This is a genomic window from Maribacter forsetii DSM 18668, assembly GCF_000744105.1.
Classification (GTDB): Bacteria; Bacteroidota; Bacteroidia; order Flavobacteriales; family Flavobacteriaceae; genus Maribacter; species Maribacter forsetii.
Genome location: NZ_JQLH01000001.1, coordinates 95,964 through 116,296, shown reverse-complemented (window position 1 = coordinate 116,296; position 20,333 = coordinate 95,964). Strand labels below are relative to the sequence as shown.

At 34.9% G+C, this 20,333-nt stretch carries 24 protein-coding genes; 17 read left to right on the top strand and 7 right to left on the bottom strand.

All coding sequences use genetic code 11. From position 1 onward, the window contains the following. Positions 1-7 precede the first annotated feature (7 nt). The 12 genes from P177_RS00600 (at position 8) to P177_RS00550 (ending at position 10,157) form a co-directional block, all read left to right on the top strand. A complete protein-coding gene (locus tag P177_RS00600) occupies positions 8-307 on the top strand; it encodes a GIY-YIG nuclease family protein (RefSeq protein WP_036150767.1) in 300 nt (99 codons plus the stop codon). Positions 308-640: 333 nt separating this feature from the next. Beyond that, a complete protein-coding gene (locus P177_RS00595; RefSeq protein ID WP_036150764.1) occupies positions 641-3,256 on the top strand; it encodes a M14 family metallopeptidase in 2,616 nt (871 codons plus the stop codon). Between the two features lie 265 nt (positions 3,257-3,521). After that, the gene (locus P177_RS00590; RefSeq protein WP_036150761.1) at positions 3,522-4,283 is read left to right on the top strand and encodes a hypothetical protein; all 762 of its coding nucleotides are present in this window, start codon (positions 3,522-3,524) and stop codon (positions 4,281-4,283) included. A 327-nt stretch (positions 4,284-4,610) separates the two neighbouring features. Next, complete coding sequence (locus tag P177_RS00585) at positions 4,611-5,192, top strand: hypothetical protein (RefSeq protein ID WP_036150758.1); 582 nt, start codon at positions 4,611-4,613, stop codon at positions 5,190-5,192. After that, positions 5,193-7,046 carry a sensor histidine kinase gene (locus tag P177_RS00580; RefSeq protein WP_036150751.1) on the top strand — a complete coding sequence of 618 codons (1,854 nt, stop codon included), beginning with the start codon at positions 5,193-5,195 and terminating at the stop codon, positions 7,044-7,046. Then, complete coding sequence (locus P177_RS00575) at positions 7,043-7,657, top strand: response regulator (protein ID WP_036150749.1); 615 nt, start codon at positions 7,043-7,045, stop codon at positions 7,655-7,657. The genes P177_RS00580 and P177_RS00575 overlap by 4 nt, the downstream gene beginning before the upstream one ends. A gap of 239 nt (positions 7,658-7,896) precedes the next feature. Beyond that, positions 7,897-8,073 carry a hypothetical protein gene (locus tag P177_RS19985; RefSeq protein WP_157486402.1) on the top strand — a complete coding sequence of 59 codons (177 nt, stop codon included), beginning with the start codon at positions 7,897-7,899 and terminating at the stop codon, positions 8,071-8,073. A gap of 9 nt (positions 8,074-8,082) precedes the next feature. Further along, positions 8,083-8,352, top strand: coding sequence for a hypothetical protein (locus P177_RS00570; RefSeq protein WP_036150745.1), 270 nt, complete (start codon positions 8,083-8,085; stop codon positions 8,350-8,352). A gap of 37 nt (positions 8,353-8,389) precedes the next feature. Further along, positions 8,390-8,953, top strand: a complete 564-nt coding sequence (locus P177_RS00565) for a hypothetical protein (protein ID WP_036150743.1) — start codon at positions 8,390-8,392, stop codon at positions 8,951-8,953. Between the two features lie 29 nt (positions 8,954-8,982). Then, positions 8,983-9,225: a hypothetical protein gene (locus P177_RS00560; RefSeq protein WP_036150741.1), complete on the top strand. Its 243-nt coding sequence runs from the start codon at positions 8,983-8,985 to the stop codon at positions 9,223-9,225. A 45-nt stretch (positions 9,226-9,270) separates the two neighbouring features. Further along, the gene (locus P177_RS00555; RefSeq protein ID WP_036150740.1) at positions 9,271-9,459 is read left to right on the top strand and encodes a hypothetical protein; all 189 of its coding nucleotides are present in this window, start codon (positions 9,271-9,273) and stop codon (positions 9,457-9,459) included. A gap of 131 nt (positions 9,460-9,590) precedes the next feature. Beyond that, entirely contained in the window at positions 9,591-10,157 is a 567-nt protein-coding gene (locus tag P177_RS00550; RefSeq protein ID WP_036150735.1) for a TlpA family protein disulfide reductase, read from the top strand. Between the two features lie 59 nt (positions 10,158-10,216). On the opposite strand, the gene P177_RS00545 is transcribed toward P177_RS00550, so the two are convergent. After that, positions 10,217-10,663 (bottom strand): PepSY-like domain-containing protein, encoded by a 447-nt coding sequence (locus P177_RS00545; protein ID WP_036150734.1) that lies wholly within the window; start codon positions 10,661-10,663, stop codon positions 10,217-10,219. A 168-nt stretch (positions 10,664-10,831) separates the two neighbouring features. On the opposite strand from P177_RS00545, the gene P177_RS00540 reads away from it, so the two are divergent. From P177_RS00540 to P177_RS00525, 4 genes are all read left to right on the top strand, one after another. Beyond that, positions 10,832-11,509 carry a response regulator transcription factor gene (locus P177_RS00540; protein WP_036150733.1) on the top strand — a complete coding sequence of 226 codons (678 nt, stop codon included), beginning with the start codon at positions 10,832-10,834 and terminating at the stop codon, positions 11,507-11,509. 12 nt (positions 11,510-11,521) lie between these two features. Next, positions 11,522-12,796 (top strand): PorY family sensor histidine kinase, encoded by a 1,275-nt coding sequence (gene porY / locus P177_RS00535; protein ID WP_036150732.1) that lies wholly within the window; start codon positions 11,522-11,524, stop codon positions 12,794-12,796. Positions 12,797-12,889: 93 nt separating this feature from the next. Next, entirely contained in the window at positions 12,890-13,774 is an 885-nt protein-coding gene (locus tag P177_RS00530) for an SdiA-regulated domain-containing protein (RefSeq protein ID WP_051941659.1), read from the top strand. A gap of 3 nt (positions 13,775-13,777) precedes the next feature. Continuing rightward, on the top strand, positions 13,778-14,491 hold the full coding sequence (locus tag P177_RS00525; protein WP_036150730.1) for a TVP38/TMEM64 family protein: 714 nt from the start codon (positions 13,778-13,780) through the stop codon (positions 14,489-14,491). Here the strand turns inward: P177_RS00525 and P177_RS00520 are convergent. Next, complete coding sequence (locus P177_RS00520; protein WP_036150728.1) at positions 14,488-15,540, bottom strand: phosphotransferase enzyme family protein; 1,053 nt, start codon at positions 15,538-15,540, stop codon at positions 14,488-14,490. The genes P177_RS00525 and P177_RS00520 overlap by 4 nt on opposite strands. Positions 15,541-15,598: 58 nt before the next feature. Next, positions 15,599-16,111, bottom strand: coding sequence for a hypothetical protein (locus tag P177_RS00515; RefSeq protein WP_157486400.1), 513 nt, complete (start codon positions 16,109-16,111; stop codon positions 15,599-15,601). Between the two features lie 199 nt (positions 16,112-16,310). Here P177_RS00515 and P177_RS00510 point away from each other — a divergent pair, with 199 nt between their 5' ends. Further along, complete coding sequence (locus tag P177_RS00510) at positions 16,311-16,865, top strand: hypothetical protein (protein ID WP_036150723.1); 555 nt, start codon at positions 16,311-16,313, stop codon at positions 16,863-16,865. A 2-nt stretch (positions 16,866-16,867) separates the two neighbouring features. Here the strand turns inward: P177_RS00510 and P177_RS00505 are convergent, their stop codons facing one another. Genes P177_RS00505 through nirD form a run of 4 tightly spaced genes read right to left on the bottom strand, consistent with a single transcriptional unit; the run spans position 16,868 to position 20,302 of the window. Further along, complete coding sequence (locus P177_RS00505; RefSeq protein WP_036150721.1) at positions 16,868-17,452, bottom strand: precorrin-2 dehydrogenase/sirohydrochlorin ferrochelatase family protein; 585 nt, start codon at positions 17,450-17,452, stop codon at positions 16,868-16,870. After that, entirely contained in the window at positions 17,439-19,289 is a 1,851-nt protein-coding gene (locus P177_RS00500; protein ID WP_036150720.1) for an ATP-binding protein, read from the bottom strand. Before P177_RS00500 ends, P177_RS00505 begins: the two co-directional genes overlap by 14 nt. A 23-nt stretch (positions 19,290-19,312) precedes the next feature. After that, on the bottom strand, positions 19,313-19,903 hold the full coding sequence (locus P177_RS00495; protein WP_036150718.1) for a DUF4202 domain-containing protein: 591 nt from the start codon (positions 19,901-19,903) through the stop codon (positions 19,313-19,315). Between the two features lie 21 nt (positions 19,904-19,924). Next, on the bottom strand, positions 19,925-20,302 hold the full coding sequence (gene nirD, locus P177_RS00490; RefSeq protein ID WP_036150715.1) for a nitrite reductase small subunit NirD: 378 nt from the start codon (positions 20,300-20,302) through the stop codon (positions 19,925-19,927). Positions 20,303-20,333 lie beyond the last annotated feature (31 nt).

Sequence of the window (20,333 nt, the reverse complement as noted above, 5' to 3'; positions counted from 1 at the left end):
TTTAGGCATGTCCTCATTTACTTACATCTTATACAGCACATCACTCAATAAATTCTATATCGGTGCATGTCATGAAGATTTACAAAAACGTATTGAAAACCATAATTTGGGTACTTTTGGAACAAAAAGCTTCACTTCAATTATAAATGATTGGGTTTTGTTCTTAAAGTTCGATTGCGATGATTATGCACATGCTATTCGCCTAGAACGAAAAATAAAATCTATGAAAAGCAGTAGTTATATTCGGAACTTGGCTAAATATGCCGAATTACGAGATAAAATATTCAATGAAACAAAGAATTCCTGACTCTCCCCATAGCTATAGGGACAGGTGGTCTTCATTTAAGTAAGGTGGGACCACATTTAAAACTCTATTAAATCATATGATTTAATGGAGTTTTTTTATTTTTAGTCATGCCATTGAATATTTGCCTACTATATAATACTGAACTTGGTTAAGAGATATTTAAGCCAATAATTACCCACATTTCAACAATCAGAAAATCATTTCCTCAACAATACACCCATCAGATCACGCAATCAGAAATTAACATTTCTTTTAACACAATCTTTCTTGGTTAGATGTACCTAGCTCTGTTCTATTTCTTAATTTACTAGCTCAAACAAACTAATTCTAAAAATGACTACAAAAAACTCTTGGTACAAGGCGGCGTTGCTGACCTTTGTACTAGCCATTTCGTGCATATCTGTGACGATGGCGCAAACCGTACCTTCACCAGAAGATGTTTATGGTTTTAAGGTAGGTACCGACTACAAACTGGCAGACTATAGCCAAATTGAAGACTACCTTTCTCAATTAGATGCATCTTCAGAGCGTGTAAAAAAAGTAGAAATAGGGACTACTGTACTTGGTAGAAAAATGTACATTCTATTTATTTCTAGTGAAGAGAACCTTAAAGATTTAGACAAGTGGAAAGACATTAGCACCAAACTTGCCAGAGTACAAGTTTCTAATGAAGAAGCCATGAAATTGTCTGAAGAAGGTAAAGCTATCGTATGGATTGATGGAGGAATGCACTCAACTGAATTGGCGCATGGGCAAATGACTTCTGAATTTGCATATACTTTGGCTACTTCTGAAACTACGGAAATTAAGAAAATTAGGGATAATGTTATTACGATATTGATGCCTGTAATGAATCCTGATGGGTTGGATATTGTTGTAGACTGGTACAAGAAGAACTTAGGTACTGCCTATGAGACATCTCGCCCACCGATTTTATATCACTACTACATGGGTCATGATAATAACAGGGATTGGTTCATGAATACCATGCCAGAGACGTATAATGTTACTAAGATATTGTACAATGAGTGGTATCCACAGATTGTGTATAACCACCATCAATCTTCTCCATCTTGGACAAAAATATCGTTACCACCATATGCAGATCCTGTAAACCCAAAAATTCACCCAGCAATTACTGCAGGTGTAAGTGAGGTAGGTTCGGCAATGACCAAAAGATTTTCACTTGAGAACATGCCAGGTGCCATTGCAGATAATTTTTATACCATGTTCTGGAACGGTGGCGGGCGTACCGTGCCTTACTACCATAACATGATCGGTATTTTAACTGAAGTTGGTCACACAAGTCCGACACCAAGGTTTTACGATCCAAAAAAACTACCTAAAACCGTTGCCGGTGGTACCCCAACCGATGGAACAGATATTATGTACCCTGATCCATGGAAAGGTGGCGAATCTCACTTTCGAGATGCAGTAGATTATATGTTGACCGCTACTTGGGCAACATTAGATTTGGCTGCCGATCGTAAGAGCAACTACCTATATAATATTTACAAAATGGGAGCTTCGGCAATCGAGAAGTCGAAAGAAGAAGGTCCGTTTGCATATGTAATCGGTAAAGATCAATGGGATGCTTTCGAGTCTGTAAACTTGGTAAACGTTTTGTTGAAGGGCGGAATTGAAATAGAGAAAACGACTAAAAGTTTTGAGGTCAACGGAAAGAAATATGAGAAAGGGGCATATGTTATTTATACGGCACAAGCTTTTAGACCTTATTTGATGGATTTATTGGAGAAACAAAATTACCCAACGCGTTTTCAATACCCAGGTGGACCTCCAGATACTCCTTATGATTTAGCAGGATGGACATTGCCAATGCAAATGGGAATAACGGTAGATAAAATAGCAGAACCTTTTGAGGTGGCTACAGAAAAGGTATTAGTTGAAGCGGATTATTATGAAGGTGATGTAAAAGGGAATGCTTCTTACGGGTATTTGTTAAGTGCCAACAGTAATGCATCTGTTGCGGTAACCAACAAAATATTAAAAGCAGGCGGTACGGCATACAAGACAAAAGCATCGTTCAAGTCAGGTAAAACAACATATCCGGCAGGTTCGTATATCGTTTCTGGCGGTAGTGCTTCAATTGAAAATTTATCAGCAGAATATGGTATGGAGGTAACAGGATTATCCGCAGAACCAAAAGTTGAAATGACCAAAGTACATGCGCCTAAAGTTGGCTTGTACAAATCTTGGGTTGCTAATATGGACGAAGGTTGGACACGTTTTATCATGGATGAATATTCATTTGAGACCGATACACTTCACGATTCAGACATTCAAACAAAAGACCTTTCTCAGTATGATGTATTGATTATACCATCGCAACGTGCAAAATCAATTTTACATGGTCATACACCTTTAAAAATGCCAGAGAAATTTACAGGCGGTATTGGCTTAGAAGGTACGGTTGCATTAAGTAACTATGTAAAGAATGGTGGTACATTATTGGCTTTTGATGAAGCTAGTAACTATGTAATAGAACAATTTGGTTTACCGTTGAAAGATGCAACTGAGGGAGCAGATAGCAAAGAGTTCTTTATACCAGGTTCACTGATAAAAACAGGTATAGACACTACACACCCATTAGCATTTGGTATGCAAGACACGGTTGCGGTTTCTTTTAATAAGAGTCGTGCATTTATAATTGATAAGCAAAGTAAAAAAGGCGAAGGCGGTACTGAGGAGATCAAAGATGCACCAGCTGCCGAAGTTGAGGTTATTGCCACCTATGCAGAGAAAGATTTATTGATGAGTGGTTGGGCAATGGGCGAGAAGAAATATATTGCTAAAAAGCCAGCGATGGTAAAAGCAACATACGGTAAAGGTTCTGTAGTATTGTTCGCTTTTAGACCCCAGTTTAGAGCACAACCAAGAGGAACGTACAAACTTATTTTCAACTCCATTTTTGAAGGAGCGTCAGAATAGTCTATAGATGAGAAAACGGATCATATATAGGCACAATCGAAATTAGTTTAGAGCAAGTCGTGCAAAATTTTATAATAAAATGCCCATCAAATTTTGATGGGCATTTTTCTTTTTCAGAAAACTTAAAATAAAAATAATCCTACAAATACCGTGGCTATTGACTTGAGGTGAATATTACGGAAAACCGTAATATAACAGGTGCAATAATTTTAAAATCTGTTGGTTAAATAAAGACTTAACAAATGAATTAAAACCAAAACAACCAATGAAAACATTTAATCAATTATTATTGCTTTCTTCTATTGCAGTGCTCAATTTTAGCTGTGAAAAATCAACATCAGAAGAGTTTGAAGAAGTAAACGGAAATGTAGAAACCAGGCTTATTAGTTCTATTGATGTATCATCTGCAGAAAATTCAGACGATAGTAACAGTATTTTATTTTCGTACAACAATGAGCTTCAATTAACTTCTATTTTCGACGGAACAGAATCCACCAATTTTGTTTATGACGGTGATGATTTAACCAATGTAAGCGGTAATGTAGATAACGGAAATGTAGAAGAATTATATGAATCTCCGTATGATGCTTTTGAGACTGGGCAAATAGAGGAGTATGATGACAATGGTAACCCATCTGTAATCAAATTTATTGAGTACGATTATGATTATATGACCGGTGAAGAAGAAGTAGTGTATTACACAGCAGAAATCTCTTATGACAACAAGCCAAATCCTTTTTACAAAACGGCAGAAGCAGCGGGTATGATAGCTGTTTTGGATCAAATTAAATTGAATTTTGCAGATGCACCACAAGCAGAGGAAATTATAAGAGCAAAAGCATTGTTCCCAAATAACAATCCGTCTCAAGTAGTGTATAAGAATGAGGAAGGTGAAATAGAATACACCATTAATATGTCATACACCTATGATGGTGATTACCCAACAGCAGCAACCGTATCTTCGGCATCAGCAGATGGTGGCGATAGTGAAACATATTTAACTACATTCACTTATGTAGGTGACTAAGTAAATTGAAAATTTTTTTTGATATAGAAAGCAGCCCTAAAAGGCTGCTTTCTTGGTTTTTAAGTTATTTCAGTACAAAAAGATGTTATTAGTTTTCAAAAACTGATTTTTGTTTTTCCCAATAAAATGTTAAATTGATGCTGCCCTTAATATTGGTATACTAAAGTTCCCCCAGAATCTATTAGTGTTGCTCTTTATTATTGGGCTTTTTTTGTTGGTGTATATTTAAGACAAGACTTCCCCTATACGTTAATAAAATACCCAATTATAGGGATTATATCCCCTTGTTTTTAATTTCATATTTAACCAAACCAAAAAATACATATTATGGAAACATTTGCAGGCTATATTGATTTAAAAGATAATTCAGAATGGCAAGAAATTTATTCAAGTCAATTATATGATACTTTTTTTGGGATATTTGCCATTTTTACCTGTGACGGTTCAAGTAAAAACGACAGCTACATTCTTAGTAAAATGAAATTGACTATTATAAACTATAAAGGCGTATGTGATTTAGGTATTACTGATGTTGAAATTAATGCGACAAGTGACTCTTCTAAGTTTATATTAAAAATTGAAGTACAAGCATTAAATGGTTCTACTACATGCGATTTAGATTGTAATGATCTTAAAATACCACGAAATAAAGCTGAGATTTTAGTAGATAGAAGAGTAAAAAAGATGCATTCTAACGGAAGCGCTCTGTCAAATGGATTGTTTGATAACGAATTCTATTACCGAGAAGGTATTGCGGATGATAATGGAAATCTACCTTTTCCTAAGAGAACTCCAATTCCTCTGGTTTGGTCAGATGATTTGCCTAAAGAAATTTTAGAAGAATTTATTAATCCCAGTTTGGGAGTTGGAGGTTCAAAATGTCCAAGGAGAAGAATAAAAGTTTTATAAATGAAAAAGCTAGGCTTCAGTATATTTCTATTGAGTATTAGCATAACTGCTCAATCGGATATGAATTCTAGGCAGTCTGAGTTATCTAACTTTCTAATTCAGTTAAAGAATTTTAATTATCATGATTCAAATATAATAGCTGAAAACTTTGATTATGAACTTCAAAAAGAAGCTGTTTTATTAGTTGATGTATTGTCTGAGGTAGAAGAATACCGCTTTAAATTAAACATAAATAATAATCTTAAAAACCCTCTTGCACTTTGTCTAAATAAATTGGCAGTTGGCTATAACAACCTATTTATTAAACCCTATGATTCTCAATCGTATAAATTTTTTAATGAAGTATATGTGTTTGCTAAAGAAAATAATTTTTTAGAACTAGAGAAATTCGCTTTGATTTCAATATTAGAGGTATATAGTTTTGAACTATTACAAACTAATGAAGAAATGCTGCTTTATCTGGAACGTTTAAATAATATAAAAAATGACAATGCAGATGAGTATCATTATAAAATGAACCTTTTACATTTTAGCTTAAGAGATATTTTTTTGGATATCAAAGTTGATAATATTTTTTTTGAAAAATTCGATAGACTAATGAGTAATTTTTCGATATCGCATAAATTTTGGCCTAATTATCTTTCTTCAAAAGCCGTTTACTTAGAAACAAAGAAGCAATATGTCAAGGCCGAGGAAAATTATTTGAAAGCCATAGAGCTTATAAATCATGAAAAATTTTTAAGGTATATAAAGTTTCGTTCATTTATTAGACTGGCTGAGATTAAAAAGAAGTTGATTAAACCTAGGTTGGCAATTCAATACATTGATAGTGCCTCAATTTATAAAAATCAAACGGATTCTGTTAGAAGCAATTACTATTTAAATTATTATTATTCAAGTGCTTATGCTATGTTAGGGAATTACAAACTAGGTTATAATAAATTTAGAAAAGCCGATAGTTTAAAAACGTTTATTGATTATGAACGTAATGCAAAAGAAATTTCAGCATTAAATGTTAAATACCAAACTGCAGAAAAAGAAAAACAAATACTTGAAGAAAAGCAAAAAGCACAAATAACTAGAAATTGGCTTATCGCTGCCACAATAGCCCTAATATTTGGCGCTGGTATTGCCATTCTGTTTCAAAAGAATACGACCAAAAAACGTAAACTGGCAGAGCAAGAAACACTACTGAAACAAGAGCGTGTAGATAATTTACTCAAAGAACAAGAATTGGTGAGTATTGATGCCATGATTGAAGGTCAGGAGAAAGAACGGCAGCGTGTAGCTAATGAATTACACGATGACTTGGGAAGCCTTATGGCGACCATAAAATTACACTTCAGCAATGTAAAGGGAAAAGATAAAGATCCAGCTTTAAAACAAGCTCAATCTTTATTGGAAGAAGCCTACCAAAAAGTTAGGGGAATAGCACATAGTAAAAACTCTGGAGTAATGAGTAGCCAAGGCTTGCTGCCGGCAGTTAAGAAAATGGCACAGGTTATATCAGAAACCAACGCTCTAGAAGTAAGTGTAGAAGATTTTGGTATGGGCGAGCGTATGGAAAACTCCCTAGAACTCAGTCTTTTTAGAACCATACAAGAATTGGTGGCAAATACCATTAAACATGCAGAGGCCACAAAACTAAATATTCAGATTTCGCAGTATGATGATAACCTGAATATTATCATAGAGGATAATGGCAAGGGCTTTGATCGTACTAAATTAGATAAAAGCAAAACCGGAATGGGGCTCACCAATATTGAAAAACGAATAGAACATTTAGAGGGTAACTTTACCATAGATAGTGTACTGGGTAAAGGAACCTCAATTATAATAGATATTCCAGTATGATAAGCATAGCCATAGCCGAAGACCACCAAGCTTTAATAGATGGTATTATTTCCTATCTAAAGTATGAGAACGATATTGAAATAATCGGTCAAGCAAATAATGGCGAAGAACTATTGAGGTTGGTACGGTTAAAACAGCCCAAAGTGGTATTATGTGATATTCGAATGCCAAAATTGGACGGTATTGAAGCCACCAAATGTATTTTAAAAGAATTTCCAAATACTAAAATAGTTGCTTTTACCATGTTTGATCAAGATGATGCCGTACAGCAAATGCTAGCCGCCGGTGCCCATGGTTATATTTTAAAAAATAGCAGCTTAGATGTGGTTTTGGAAGCTATACGTACCGTCTACGATAACAAAACATACTACGATAAAAAAATTCATATTCCCGATGGAGAAAAGAATAGCACTAAAAGTGTTCTCTCTGCCCGCGAACGAGAAATTTTACAATTAATTGGCAATGGCCATACCAGTCATCAAATTGCCGATGATCTCTTTATTGGAAAAAGCACCGTAGATACTCACCGTAAGAATATGATCAGAAAACTAGGTCTAAGTGGTGCGGGCGAGCTCTTGCGATATGCGGTAGAGAAAAAGTATGAGTTTTAGTTTTTGATTTTTCAATCAATAAGAAAACACTCTTCTTTTTAACCCTTTCATTACCCCATTCGAGGATAAACTAAACTTCGCATTTTAAGAAATTGTATAGAATAGATGGGACTATCACAAGAAACCCAAAAAATCAGTTAACTTTAAAAGGTATATTCCTTGGTAAGGTATTTTACAGTACAGAATTCAAAGAATAGTATTAAATTAGGCAAGCACTATATAAAATGCATTTGTAAATAATGGCAAAAATTGAAATTAAAGGTTCCCCCGAAGAGCTAGAAAGAGTAGCTACGTTTTTAGCAAACAATAACGTAAAGTTTGATGTGGTCAATGACTACGGCAATCATTCTCTAGAAGATTTAGATAAGTATGAGCATTTAAAAACTAGGTTCTCTGACCCAGTGCCAGAAAAATAACCCTGATATATGAAAGGCTTACAACAAATAAAATCTGAAATTGAACTGTTGACTAGTACTAGCAACAAAACCGAACTAGAGGTAGTAGCGGCACTACACAAATATTATTTCAATAAAGCGGTAACGGCAGAGATCAAACTTTATAAGAAGAAAAAGAAAAAGGTGGCACAAATAACCAAAGACCTTAAAATAAGTCACCGCAGATTCTATAAAATCTTGGAAGATAAAAAGGTAGAATTTACCAAATACAACAAGTCTAAAGGAGAAGAGACAGAGTAACACTCTTTGGCAGATTTAAATAGATAAAGCAAGAGGAATGAGATTATTAAAGTACATAGTAGTATTTCTTATTTCTGTTTGGATGTCTCAAGCTGCTTATTCTCAAAAAGTAGTAGTAAAAACTCAGGTACAAACTACAGTTGATATTGAATGCAATGATGATGGTTGTTTTGGCAGTTATTATGGCAAAGAATTTATAGATGGTTCAGATGTAGCTCATCAGTTCTCTAACACCATGTCTGCCAAAGTAGGGGATAAATTAAAGGAACTCTATTCTAAAGATACATACGTAAAAGTAGATTTTAAGAATATATTTATGACTACCAAGGGTATGGGTTCTGGTATGGTGAGGTATGAGCTGAAAATTCCGTTTGTTTCGGTGGATACAAAATGTGATGCCTATACGTCTTTTGATCATGTTGGTGGGTGGAATCATACACCATCATTACCCAGAAGAAAGAAGGAATTAAGTTCTCTTTTAATGCCTGGAGAGTCTTTAGATATCAGTAAGCTAAAAACAACCACTGAAGGGTTACAGGAATATTGGATCCAATGGAAGAACAAGAACACACAGAAAAGTTGTAGTCCAAATAAAGATTAACTTGATAGTCTTATTTTAATTATTTGAAAATGAACAAAGAAGCACTCTCTAAATTAAGTAACAAAGAACTACTTAAAAAGCATACGGCAGCAAAAACTATGGTATGGCTTTTGGCAATTGTTTTAACCGGAGTTTTACTTTTCTTTATTTACGTTTCTATACAAGATGGACTTACTCCGTTATTGGCAGTTCCGCTAGCGTTATCAGCTATTATTCCTTTGAATGTAAAGAACATGAATGCGTTTAAAAAGGAATTGGACTCTAGAGAATAGGAACAAAATTATAGCCAAGTAATTAGAAAAATAACATTAAATATTATGAGAAAAACACTGTCAGTTATTGGAATGATATTAGCTTTAATAACCATCGCATACAGCTTTTGGGGTATGGGAGATACAGGACGATTCTTCGGTTATGAAATGGATATTTGGATGTATCGCTTAATTTGGCTTGCTTTATTTGGAGTGATTTTGAATGGATATTTACAGGAGCGAAAGAATTCATAATCACACTATAAGTTGAACAATATTACTTTTTATAGGCTGTATGATACATTAAAGCGGTAAAATAGTGTTGTTTTGTTTGTGAAATTAAAATTTCCATAAACAATCACCAAATACTTCGACTCACACATTACATGAAAAAGCGAAAATTTAAAATCAGTGATATTCTATTTGTGGTGTTCATTTTGTTGTTGATAATTCCACAGACAAGAACCCCAATTCAGGTAGCCGTCAATAAGCTGAAAGTAGCTGTTTGGTCACCCAGTGTAGAAAATGAAGAAGATCAAGATCAAGTAACTCCGTTTCAATATGCAGTAACCAATTTACAAGGCAATACCAAGAGTATCTCTGTAGGTAAAGGCAAGGTTACTTTTATCAGTTATTGGGCAACTTGGTGTCCGCCTTGTATTGCAGAATTACCAGGAATACAAGAGTTGTATAAGGACTATGGAGAAAAAGTCAATTTTATCTTGCTGACACAAGAAGAGCCAGAAAAAGTTCAGCGGTTTATTGAAAAGAAAGGTTATGAACTACCTATCTATTTTCCACAAATCCAAGCTCCGGAAGTGTTGCAAGAAAATAGCACCCCTACCAATTATGTAATAGATGCTGCGGGGAAAATCATCATCAAAGAAACCGGCGCCGCAGATTGGAACAGTACAAAGGTGCGTAAGTTGCTAGATGGGTTGGTAGCTAATTAGCATAAAAAAAGCCGAAAAATGAATTCCGGCCTTTCCCACATCTCCCAATCAAAGAAACATTAATCAATCATCTCGCTAAGTACTTTTCCACTTTCGTTGAAAACCACATCTTTTTCGTCATTCCAACCTTTTTCAAGTTCTACATCATAAGTAGTAGACCCGTTAACAGTAGTTTTTTCAATAGAATCTACCTTATATCCGGCATAGTTACGGGCAATTACAGATGTAATAGCTTGTGGTAAATCTGCTGAGGTAATTTCGTGTTCCGCTCTAGTTGCTTTTCCATCTGTAGCATACCAAATTTCATGTTCCAGTCTATTATTGTCAAATTCAACCTTGTAAGATTGTCCGTCCAATTCCCATTCCACATCACTTGCCTGTGGGTAATGCTGCTTAAAACTCTGTCTTAAATTTACGGGTACAGAATTAGGGTTAATATCCTGTGCAAAAATTGTAAATGCACCAAGCACTGTAAATGCCACTGTTATTAAATTTCTATTTTTCATTATCAGTTAATTTTTAAATTCTCTTCAAAGAAAAGGTCCAAAACTAGAAGAAATTGGGAATTACTTTTTCCACATTAATTTTAACAGGTAATTAGTACAGCACCATTATTCCCATATCTTTCTAGAATTCTTTTATATTGTTGTAGCAAACAACAATACCATAATACCATGAAGATTCTAATTATAGAAGACGAACCGCAAATGATGGAGAACATGAGACATACATTGGAGCGCGAGCAGTATATGGTAGAAACAGCTGCAGATTTTGCAACCGCCAGTACTAAAATTGGCGTGTATGAATATGATTGTATTCTGTTAGACATTACACTGCCAGATGGTAACGGTCTAGCACTTTTAAAACAATTGAAAGAACAGGGTAAAGATGATGGAGTCATAATAGTTTCTGCAAAAGACTCTTTAGATGACCGTATAAAAGGTCTTAACCTAGGGGCAGATGACTACTTGCCCAAACCTTTTCATATGGCAGAATTGCATGCACGGGTAAAGGCAATTGTACGCCGTAGAACTTTTGATGGTAATAAACTCATAGAAATAGGCAACGTTACCATTGACCCAGAAAGTAGAAATGTTTATATCGATAAAAAGGAAATTGCACTCAACCGAAAAGAGTACGATGTGCTTTTATATATGATTTCTAACAAAACACGTTTGGTGACCAAAACCGCCTTGGCAGAACATGTTTGGGGAGACCATATTGATCAAGCAGATAGCTTTGACTTTATCTATTCTCAAATTAAAAACTTGCGTAAAAAACTTTCAGATGCCATGGCTAGTATAGAGATAGAAGCCGTTTATGGTGTAGGTTATAAACTTCAGGTCAAATAAATTGTAGCATTTATGAAATTGTTAAACCATACTACAAAATATTTTGCATTGTTGCTCATAGTACTTATTTCTGTATGGGCGGTAATCTTCTACTTTGCTATGATAGATGAGGTGTATGATAGTTTAGATGATGGTTTGGAAAACCAAAAGCAATTAATTATTAGAGCGGTAAACGACAATCCCAGGTTATTGCAGGACGCGGAATTTGGAGTCAATAATTATACGATTAAAAAGACCCGTGTTACCACAAATGCCAAGTTTATAGATAGTTATAGAGACACGTTAATGTACATGCAGAACGAAGATGAGTACGAACCTATTCGTATGCTTGAAAGTACTTTTTTGCAAGACGGTAATTACTACAAGATAAAGCTCATTACCTCTATGGTAGAAGAAGATGATCAAATAGAAAATTTATTTACCTACTTGGTAGGTCTTTACTTGGTATTGATTTTGAGTATTGTAGTGCTTAATAACCTGGTCATGAAAAAAGTATGGAAACCTTTCTATACCCTAATTGATAGGTTAAAGGGCTTTCGGATAGAGAAAGACGACCCTATTAAATCTGAACAGACCGCTATAGACGAGTTTAATTTGTTGAACCAAAGTGTAGAACGATTAACAGAGAAATCTAGAGATAGTTATGTAGCACAAAAAGAATTCATTGAGAACGCTGCTCATGAATTACAGACCCCGCTTGCTATAGCTATTAACAAATTGGAGTTGTTATTAGAAAAAAATGAATTATCTGGTTTACAGTCTCAAGAAGTGGGTGGTGTATTAGATAACCTTACCCGATTAACCCGACTTAATAAATCTTTATTGTTGCTTTCAAAAATTGATAATCGCCAGTATTTAGAGGAAGAGCAGGTAGATTTTAACCGACTTATTGAAAATGTTACGGGAGATTTTTTAGACTTTGCTACGCATAGAGAAATTCATTTAAATGTAATTTCAAATGCTACAGTAAACTATACAATGAATACTGATCTGGCGGTAATCATGATAACCAACTTGATTAAAAATGCCATAGTACATGGTAATGAAGGAAAAAAAGTAACGATTACGATAGATACAGATCAAATAAGCATCAACAATTTTGGTCAAGAAAAAGCCATAGACGGCAACAGTCTTTTTACACGGTTCAAGAAAGTTTCTACAGATAGCCGCTCAACAGGTTTAGGACTTGCTATAAGCAAGGCAATAGCAGATAAATACCAGCTACAACTAAAATATGCTTTTACCCAACAGCATAATTTTATGATAATTTTTCCTTCAAGTCGTTAAGGTTTTTATAAAAATAGATGTCATACTATTTCTTCCCATTTCTTTACAGATTTGAAGGCTACCTTTATCTAAATTGTTTTAAATAATGGAAATATGACAACTACAAATAAGACATTTAGTATGGCAAAAATCAAATTTTGGACCATAGCGGTTATCGTTTTAGGGATGAGTTTTCTGTTTATGAACTTTAGAGATTGGTTACCGTATGATAGTGCAGATAAGGTAGCTTATGAAATATCTGGCCGATGGGAGCTACCGGCAGAATTGCGCGAAGTTTCCGGTATTTCTTGGATGGATGAAAATCAAATAGCCGCAATACAAGATGAAGACGGGATCATTTTTATTTATGATCTAGAGAAGAAAAAAGTAGTAGAGGAAATTGAATTTGGTGGTGCCGGTGATTATGAAGGTCTGGCAATTGAAGGTGATAACGCTTATGTACTTGAAAGTGATGGAACCATTACAGTAATTACTAATTTTCTAAATAATGACAGAAAGGTAACTGCATACGAGACTAAGTTCAGTGAAAAGAACAATATGGAAAGCCTGTGGTTAGACCTACCAGGCAATCAGTTATTGGTAATACCAAAGGATCGCGATATTGATTCTGATCATATGAAAGGTGTGTATTCCTTTTCTTTAGACGATTATAAAGTAGCGTACGAGCCAGTTATACAGTTAGATATGGATGATGAGGTTTTAAAACACTTTAGGGAGAAAAAGGTATATAAGAATTTTCGCCCTTCAGATATAGCAATACACCCACAGACAAAAGAAATGTATATGTTAGAAGGCTCCAAGCCTAAACTTTTAATTTTAGATAAAAATGGTAAAGCTAAAAAGGGATATAGTCTGGACAAGAAAATTTTTCCACAGCCAGAAGGAATTACGTTTAGTCCCAGTGGTGATTTGTACATTTCAAGTGAGGGAAAAAATGACGGAGTTGGTACAATTACCAAATTGAAATTATTGCTTTAATATATGGTAGATAAGGAAAATAGTACATCTAAAAGCCATCTGCCATTATATATTTCAATTGGTCTTTTGGTGGTTTTGGTGGCATGTTATTTTTTGGTGCCCAGCGTAAAAGAATTTTTAGATGAGGCATGGTCCGTGTTGACCAGTGATGATGAGGAACGCATACAAAAATGGGTGGCAGACTTTGGGTGGTTTGGGCCCTTTGCACTCGTTTTGACTATGGTAGCGCAATTATTTTTACTGGTGGTGCCCAGTCTTTTGTTAATGGTTGTTTCGGTATTGGCATATGGTCCAATTTGGGGTAGCGTCATTATTATTGCTTCGGTATTTGCCGCTTCTACAGTAGGTTATTTTATAGGAAGCTATTTTGGTGATGCCATGGTAAAAAGAATTATAGGTAATAAAGCAGAGGAGAAAGTAGCGTCCTTTTTAGATGATTATGGGTTTTGGGCGGTAATTGTTACACGTTTAAATCCGTTTTTATCCAATGATGCCATTAGTTTTGTAGGTGGCGTGTTGAGTATGGGCTATTGGCGTTTTATGGGTGCCACCATAGTAGGTATTTTACCACTAACAGTTTTCATTGCTGTCTTCGGTAAAAATATAGAAGACCTAAAAATGGGTTTATTATGGGGTTCTATAGTAAGTGTACTAATTTTTGGAATTTATGTTTGGTGGGATAAGCATAGAAAACAAAAGAAAAAATCTAATTCCTAACCTAGGTTACTTTTAATATATGTTGCCATAAAATCTTTGTGATCAAGCGCTTTTTCAGCAAAATTGAAAAGACTTAAGCACCTGTCTAAATTCTGATTTTCGTAAGTGACTTTGTAGTACTTGTTATTGTTCAGATAATCGGTTAATGCACGAAGCCCGTGAATAAATGGCATAAAGACTGTGCCAAGCGGAAGACTTTCTTTTTCAGCGGAAGTTAATATTGGTCCGTTAGAAGCTAGTCCATCTACAAATGCTTTAAACAATGATTCATCAAAGTTTATCAAGTCGTGGTTCTGTTCATCTTCAGGGGCATTATTAACTACAGTTCTAATAGCATCACCAAAATCATAAAAGAAATATCCTTTCATAATGGTATCTAGATCGATTAGGCATAATGCTTTTTCAGAAGTTTTTGAAAAGAGAATATTATTGAGTTTAGTATCATTATGACAAACTCTAATTGGTAGGTTATCTGTATTTAAGTTATTGAGCTCGTTAATAAGATGCTGTGCTTTTAAAATAGCCAATTCTGCAGTTTTAAGTTTTTCTACATCGGCATTTTCCAAGGTTAGTTGAAATTCTTTGGTTCTATAATCTAGATTATGAAACTTGGGCAAGGTGTCTTTAAAAAGACTAGTGTTTACGTCTTGCAATAACTGATGAAACTTACCAATAATGCGCCCTGCTTCAAAGGCGGTATTTGAATTCGTGGTAGTGTCGAACGTGGTGCTGTTGGGGATAAAGGTCATCATCCGCCAGAATTCATTATTTTGAATAAGGTAGTTGGCACCAGTTGTAGTTGTCAAAAAAGTTATTTGGGCATAATTGTCTGCGTGTAGTATGGGCAATGCAAACTGAATATTATCCATCAAGATACCGGCATTCTTGAACACTTGGGTATTTATTTTTTGAAGTATGTATTGTTGCCCATCACTTTCCGTCACCAAATAAGTGTCATTAATGAGTCCGCTTGTTAAGGGAGACCATATTAATGAATTTCCGTTGAGGTTGAATTCAGCAAGTATTTTCTGGATTGATTCTTTATTCATGATATAGCACTATCAGTTCAATTTTTAAAGGTATCGAAATCTATATTAATTTAGAGTATTATAAGTATGAGTCTAAAATTGCAACAAGAGTATTTTGGGTTAGTTTGGTTTTGAATTCAAACTTTTTCACCTCTACTCTAATTTTTTGTAATTCACCCCTATAACGCGGGTTGTCGCGTAGATTACTGCCTTTTTCTTGAGCTTTATAAGCCAAAATTTCAATTTTATTTGTGAAATACATTATGGCGTAGTCGTCATGATTAGAACACAAAGGCTTAATATTTGTTTGGAATTCATTGAGTGATCTAAATATTTGAGGATAGCGCTTATTAAAACTTAGTGTCAGGTTTTCTGCATAGATTATTGTACTGAACACAGCAACATCTTCTAGATTTTCATAGCTTCCTTCCCTTAAGAATTTTTGTTTTAAAGGTTTCAACATCTCTAAAGCTTTTCTTGGTTCATTTACTGAAAATTCAGCACTCTTTATAACTATAGACATAGCGTTATCTGGCATTATGTTTTGCCCTTGGAGTATTTTCACTGAAAGAAAAAGAGCTACAAATGTCAAAAACAATGAATTTGATGTTCTTTTGAGGTCAAAAAGGAAACTCATCTTTAAAATTTTGATTGGTCTATAAAAAGGGGATAAACTAAATTAGACATTTATTAAATAAAAAAGTTTATTCATTTTATGCAGTTGGCCTAATATTAATACGATTTTGAGAATAAAGCAGTTAGTATCTTAACCAATCAAATTTCCCCCGAATATGATTACGATTAAAACCTACCTGAAGGTAGCTGTATTGTTTATTTCTACGACATATGTACAAGCCCAGTGCGAAGTTTTTAAAAGTGAGATTAGTGATGTACAGCAATACATGTCGCAATTTAGCACCTTGTCAGATTCGTTAAGCACTTCTGCAGAAATCGCTGCTTTTGATGCCTCTATGAGTAAAGCTAGAAAAAATGCAAAAATAGCCATGTTGTTAATGGGACAGGCAGTAAACGCTGCCGATGAAGCTGTTATTTTAGCATCAGAAGCACAATACGATTCTCAAACTTGTGGTCTAGAAGAAGCAATGAGTTATACCATTGATGCGGAAAAATATGCCATAGATTCTCGTGATTTTGCTACCGAAGCCTTTGAAAATGTAAAAAATGCGGCAAAGGCGAATAATCTAGGAAATTTACAGTTCTATATGCGAAAGGCACAGCGCTTAATGCGAGACGCCCAAGATGCCGCAGATTCATCTGTATATGCTGCGGACAATGCACATTACAGCTGTAGCCATAATGTGGACCATGCAAGTATAGATAAGTAAAACTACTTTTCTTTCTTGTTTACCAGTCCTTTTGTAAATTCATTTAAGGTCTCTACTTTTTCCTCAAAATCACCTTTGATAGATTTTCTGAATTCGTTGAGGTTTTGAACCAGATCATCAATATTTTCTGGAATGACATCCTCAAAAAATTGACGTAACCTTTTGGCTGTTGTGGGTGATTTTCCATTGGTAGAAATAGCAACCTTTACATTGCCCTTAGTAACAATGCCACCCATGTAGAAGTCACAAAAAGGCGGGTTGTCGGCTACGTTTACTAATATTTGTCGCTCTCTGCAATCATGATAGACCTGTTCGTTTACCGGTACATTATCTGTGGTTGCTATGGCAATATTTTTCCCTTTCAAATAAGAAACATCATAGTTTGCCACATTCATTTTTATATTGAACTTGTTGGCCAATGCAATAGTTTCTTCCCTAAACATTGGGGAAACCATTTCAACTTGTGCGGTAGGACTTGACTTTAACAAAAAAGTCAATTTTTCTAAGGCAACATTGCCTCCGCCAATAATTAAAATCTGAAGGTTAGATACTTTTAAAAATACAGGGTAAAGCTCATTCCGTTCCATTTGCAATTTTATTTTCTTCTGTTTTATAGTTGATGGTAACACGTGTACCTTTTCCAAGTTCAGAGTTTATAAATAAACGACCATTAATATAGTCGATACGTTCTTTCATAAAAAACAGCCCCATACCGCCTTCACTACTATTTTTTGGTAATTTTCCTAAAATAGAATCATCAAAACCTTTGCCATCATCATCTATGACTACACTTAAAATAGGATAGGAGTAATTTAAGGTAACCAAAATATAATTTGCTTCGGCATATTTAATGGCATTATTGACCGCCTCTTGAGTAACGCGATAAATATTGGTTTCAGCTAGTGAATCAAACCTAATATTGGCGTCGGTCTTATTTTTAAACAGAACGGTTTTACCCGTAAGCTTAGACAGTTCTGTAGTCATTTTATGTATTGCAGGGAAAATTCCGTGATCACTTAATTCTGGTGGAGTTAAGTTAAATGTAGCTGTTCTGACCCCTTTTATAAGATCGGATGTTAGCCCTTTTAGATAGGCTATTTTTTCTCCGGTTTTAGCCTGGTCTTCAATATCTATAGATTCAATATTAAATTTTAAAGCGGTTAACATTTGACCTATACCATCATGAATATCTTTGGCAATACGCTTTCTTTCCTCTTCCTGGCCTTCTACGATCTGGCTTGCTTGCAACTTTTTTTGCTGCATGCGCTCCTCAAAATTCTGCTTGGTCAATTGCTGTACCTTAAGCTGGTTTTCTTTACGCTCGGTAATATCTGAACATAAAATTAAAATGTCTTGCTCTAAAGAAGACTGGTGCATGGGAACAATAGACATATCTAACCAAAGATTGGTGTCTTTGGCGTTCACTACTTGTAACTCTTCTGTACGAATAACGTTTTTTCTGTTGATTTTCAACACCTCTTTTAAGTAGGATTGCTGACCTTCTTCTGTGGTCAATATTTCAGAAATAGGCTTGTTTACAGGTGTGGTCTCAAGACCTAAAAGGTCAAGAAATTTTTTACTTATAAATACGATACTACCGTCTTTACGAATACTGGCAAATAACGCGGCATTATCTATTACGAAATTTAGTTCTTGCAATTCTTTTAATGAGCGCTCTTTTTCATCATATAAGTTTTGAATCTTTTCTAATTGCCCTTTAGACTCTTCGTCTTTGCCAATAAGGTGTCCAATAGTATTTTTAATTTGGATGGATAAGGGTCTGAAGATTACAAAAATCTCTAGGAGAAGAATTAATAAAGAAAAAGCAAGGAGCCAGTATTCTTTTTGTTTTAGTTTTTGAAGCTGTTCATTGCTACGGGCATCATATTCGTTTACGATCTGATCCATAAGATTCAAAAAAGAACGTTCATTGTTGAGCAAAGCATCTATGTCGTTTTGTTGTACAGATGCGCTAATATCTTGTTTATGGGTTGCAAGTACATGCTCTACTGCACTTACCATTGCCGAGTGGTGAGGGTCAAGTTTTTTAAATAAAGCTTGAACTTTGGGATCATCTTCATAAGGCAGATTAAAAGAGGCATCGCCCAGATGAAGACCTACATGAGATACTTTCCAAACTGCAAGGGTTTTCTCTATTTCAGAGAGCACCATCTTTTTGTCTTCTGGATTATTTAGTTCTTTTAAAAGTAAGGTCTCTTTAGTCAATTTTTGGCTAAAGGCACGTTGTCTACCTGCTATATTTATAAGTTCAGAATCACCAGATTGTGCCTTTAGGTGTAATTGAATAAGTACTTGGGCTATAATAACGGTCAGGGCAATGGCTGCCAATGCCAACAAATACCATTTTCGAATACGTATAAACGTAGCCGTGTCCAATGGTATATTTTGCTCGTTATTGGCCATAAAAAATGAATAGTAACTAGTAATTAGGCGTGAAGTGCCTTGGTAATCAAATCTAGAGAATATTTTGAAAGCGGTAATTTTAATGCGGCCTCTTGGCCCTTAATAGACATTTTTCTCCATGTTTTTTGAAGGATATCTATGGTTTTGTCTTCTTCATGTTTATGTGCAAAAGGCTCAAAGTAAAACTCTAAGAATACCAAACAGATGACATCTTCCAATGCTTGTGTTTCTTCGTTTTTCTTCAGCTGTTTTTTCTCTAAAAGAAACTTGACATTATCAATGGTTTCATCATCATAGCCCACATCTTCTAAAATAGAGGCAGCTTTCTTTGCATGAAATTTCTTTAATTCTTGGCGCCATCTTAAGTAGCCCTCACGGTTCATTTCATAAGACTCTCGTGGTATTTCCCATCTACAGATATGTTGGCATCTTGCAGTAAGGCGTAAAGCTTCAGAAGCTTTAGGGTCAAACTCGTTCAAGCGCTCGGTCATGCGAATACCGTAAAGCACTTCTTTAGGGTATGTAGTACCTTCAAAAACTTCGGTGTTGGGATCTTGCTTATTGGCTTCGTCAAATTGTTGAAATGCTCGTAGTAATCTATCTGTGTTGGCCATAAGTCATATGTTTACTCAAAGCTATTCAGAAAAGCCAACATACACAAAATCATCTTCTATTTTAATAGGATATACTGCTATTGGGTCCAAATCACTATTTAAATTTTCACCATTTTCCAATGAAAATGTCTTTTTGTGTAACGGACAGGCTACCATTGGTATACCCTTATGGTCACCAATCATACCTCTGCTTAAAACCATTTCTTGTTTTTCAGGAGAAAGGTTTTGGCAAGCGTACCATGTATTTAGTCGTTCAAAATTAAATACAGCAATTTGTAAATCTTTATATTTTACACAAGCACCTCCATCTTTTGGAAACGCAGTAACTGGTGCTGCTTTAAACCAAACGGTTACTTCCTCTGGTTTTACTGTTTTATATTTATCGGAAATTATATTCATTATTTAAAATTTAGAAATTGGTTGTTTAAAA

What these genes read in the sequence shown, in the direction of transcription:
- P177_RS00600 (WP_036150767.1), top strand. Translation starts at nt 8, where the DNA reads ATGTCCTCATTTACTTACATCTTATACAGCACATCACTCAATAAATTC.
- P177_RS00595 (WP_036150764.1), top strand. Translation starts at nt 641, where the DNA reads ATGACTACAAAAAACTCTTGGTACAAGGCGGCGTTGCTGACCTTTGTA.
- P177_RS00590 (WP_036150761.1), top strand. Translation starts at nt 3,522, where the DNA reads ATGAAAACATTTAATCAATTATTATTGCTTTCTTCTATTGCAGTGCTC.
- P177_RS00585 (WP_036150758.1), top strand. Translation starts at nt 4,611, where the DNA reads ATGGAAACATTTGCAGGCTATATTGATTTAAAAGATAATTCAGAATGG.
- P177_RS00580 (WP_036150751.1), top strand. Translation starts at nt 5,193, where the DNA reads ATGAAAAAGCTAGGCTTCAGTATATTTCTATTGAGTATTAGCATAACT.
- P177_RS00575 (WP_036150749.1), top strand. Translation starts at nt 7,043, where the DNA reads ATGATAAGCATAGCCATAGCCGAAGACCACCAAGCTTTAATAGATGGT.
- P177_RS19985 (WP_157486402.1), top strand. Translation starts at nt 7,897, where the DNA reads ATGGCAAAAATTGAAATTAAAGGTTCCCCCGAAGAGCTAGAAAGAGTA.
- P177_RS00570 (WP_036150745.1), top strand. Translation starts at nt 8,083, where the DNA reads ATGAAAGGCTTACAACAAATAAAATCTGAAATTGAACTGTTGACTAGT.
- P177_RS00565 (WP_036150743.1), top strand. Translation starts at nt 8,390, where the DNA reads ATGAGATTATTAAAGTACATAGTAGTATTTCTTATTTCTGTTTGGATG.
- P177_RS00560 (WP_036150741.1), top strand. Translation starts at nt 8,983, where the DNA reads ATGAACAAAGAAGCACTCTCTAAATTAAGTAACAAAGAACTACTTAAA.
- P177_RS00555 (WP_036150740.1), top strand. Translation starts at nt 9,271, where the DNA reads ATGAGAAAAACACTGTCAGTTATTGGAATGATATTAGCTTTAATAACC.
- P177_RS00550 (WP_036150735.1), top strand. Translation starts at nt 9,591, where the DNA reads ATGAAAAAGCGAAAATTTAAAATCAGTGATATTCTATTTGTGGTGTTC.
- P177_RS00545 (WP_036150734.1), bottom strand. Translation starts at nt 10,663, where the DNA reads ATGAAAAATAGAAATTTAATAACAGTGGCATTTACAGTGCTTGGTGCA.
- P177_RS00540 (WP_036150733.1), top strand. Translation starts at nt 10,832, where the DNA reads ATGAAGATTCTAATTATAGAAGACGAACCGCAAATGATGGAGAACATG.
- porY (WP_036150732.1), top strand. Translation starts at nt 11,522, where the DNA reads ATGAAATTGTTAAACCATACTACAAAATATTTTGCATTGTTGCTCATA.
- P177_RS00530 (WP_051941659.1), top strand. Translation starts at nt 12,890, where the DNA reads ATGACAACTACAAATAAGACATTTAGTATGGCAAAAATCAAATTTTGG.
- P177_RS00525 (WP_036150730.1), top strand. Translation starts at nt 13,778, where the DNA reads ATGGTAGATAAGGAAAATAGTACATCTAAAAGCCATCTGCCATTATAT.
- P177_RS00520 (WP_036150728.1), bottom strand. Translation starts at nt 15,540, where the DNA reads ATGAATAAAGAATCAATCCAGAAAATACTTGCTGAATTCAACCTCAAC.
- P177_RS00510 (WP_036150723.1), top strand. Translation starts at nt 16,311, where the DNA reads ATGATTACGATTAAAACCTACCTGAAGGTAGCTGTATTGTTTATTTCT.
- P177_RS00505 (WP_036150721.1), bottom strand. Translation starts at nt 17,452, where the DNA reads ATGGAACGGAATGAGCTTTACCCTGTATTTTTAAAAGTATCTAACCTT.
- P177_RS00500 (WP_036150720.1), bottom strand. Translation starts at nt 19,289, where the DNA reads ATGGCCAATAACGAGCAAAATATACCATTGGACACGGCTACGTTTATA.
- P177_RS00495 (WP_036150718.1), bottom strand. Translation starts at nt 19,903, where the DNA reads ATGGCCAACACAGATAGATTACTACGAGCATTTCAACAATTTGACGAA.
- nirD (WP_036150715.1), bottom strand. Translation starts at nt 20,302, where the DNA reads ATGAATATAATTTCCGATAAATATAAAACAGTAAAACCAGAGGAAGTA.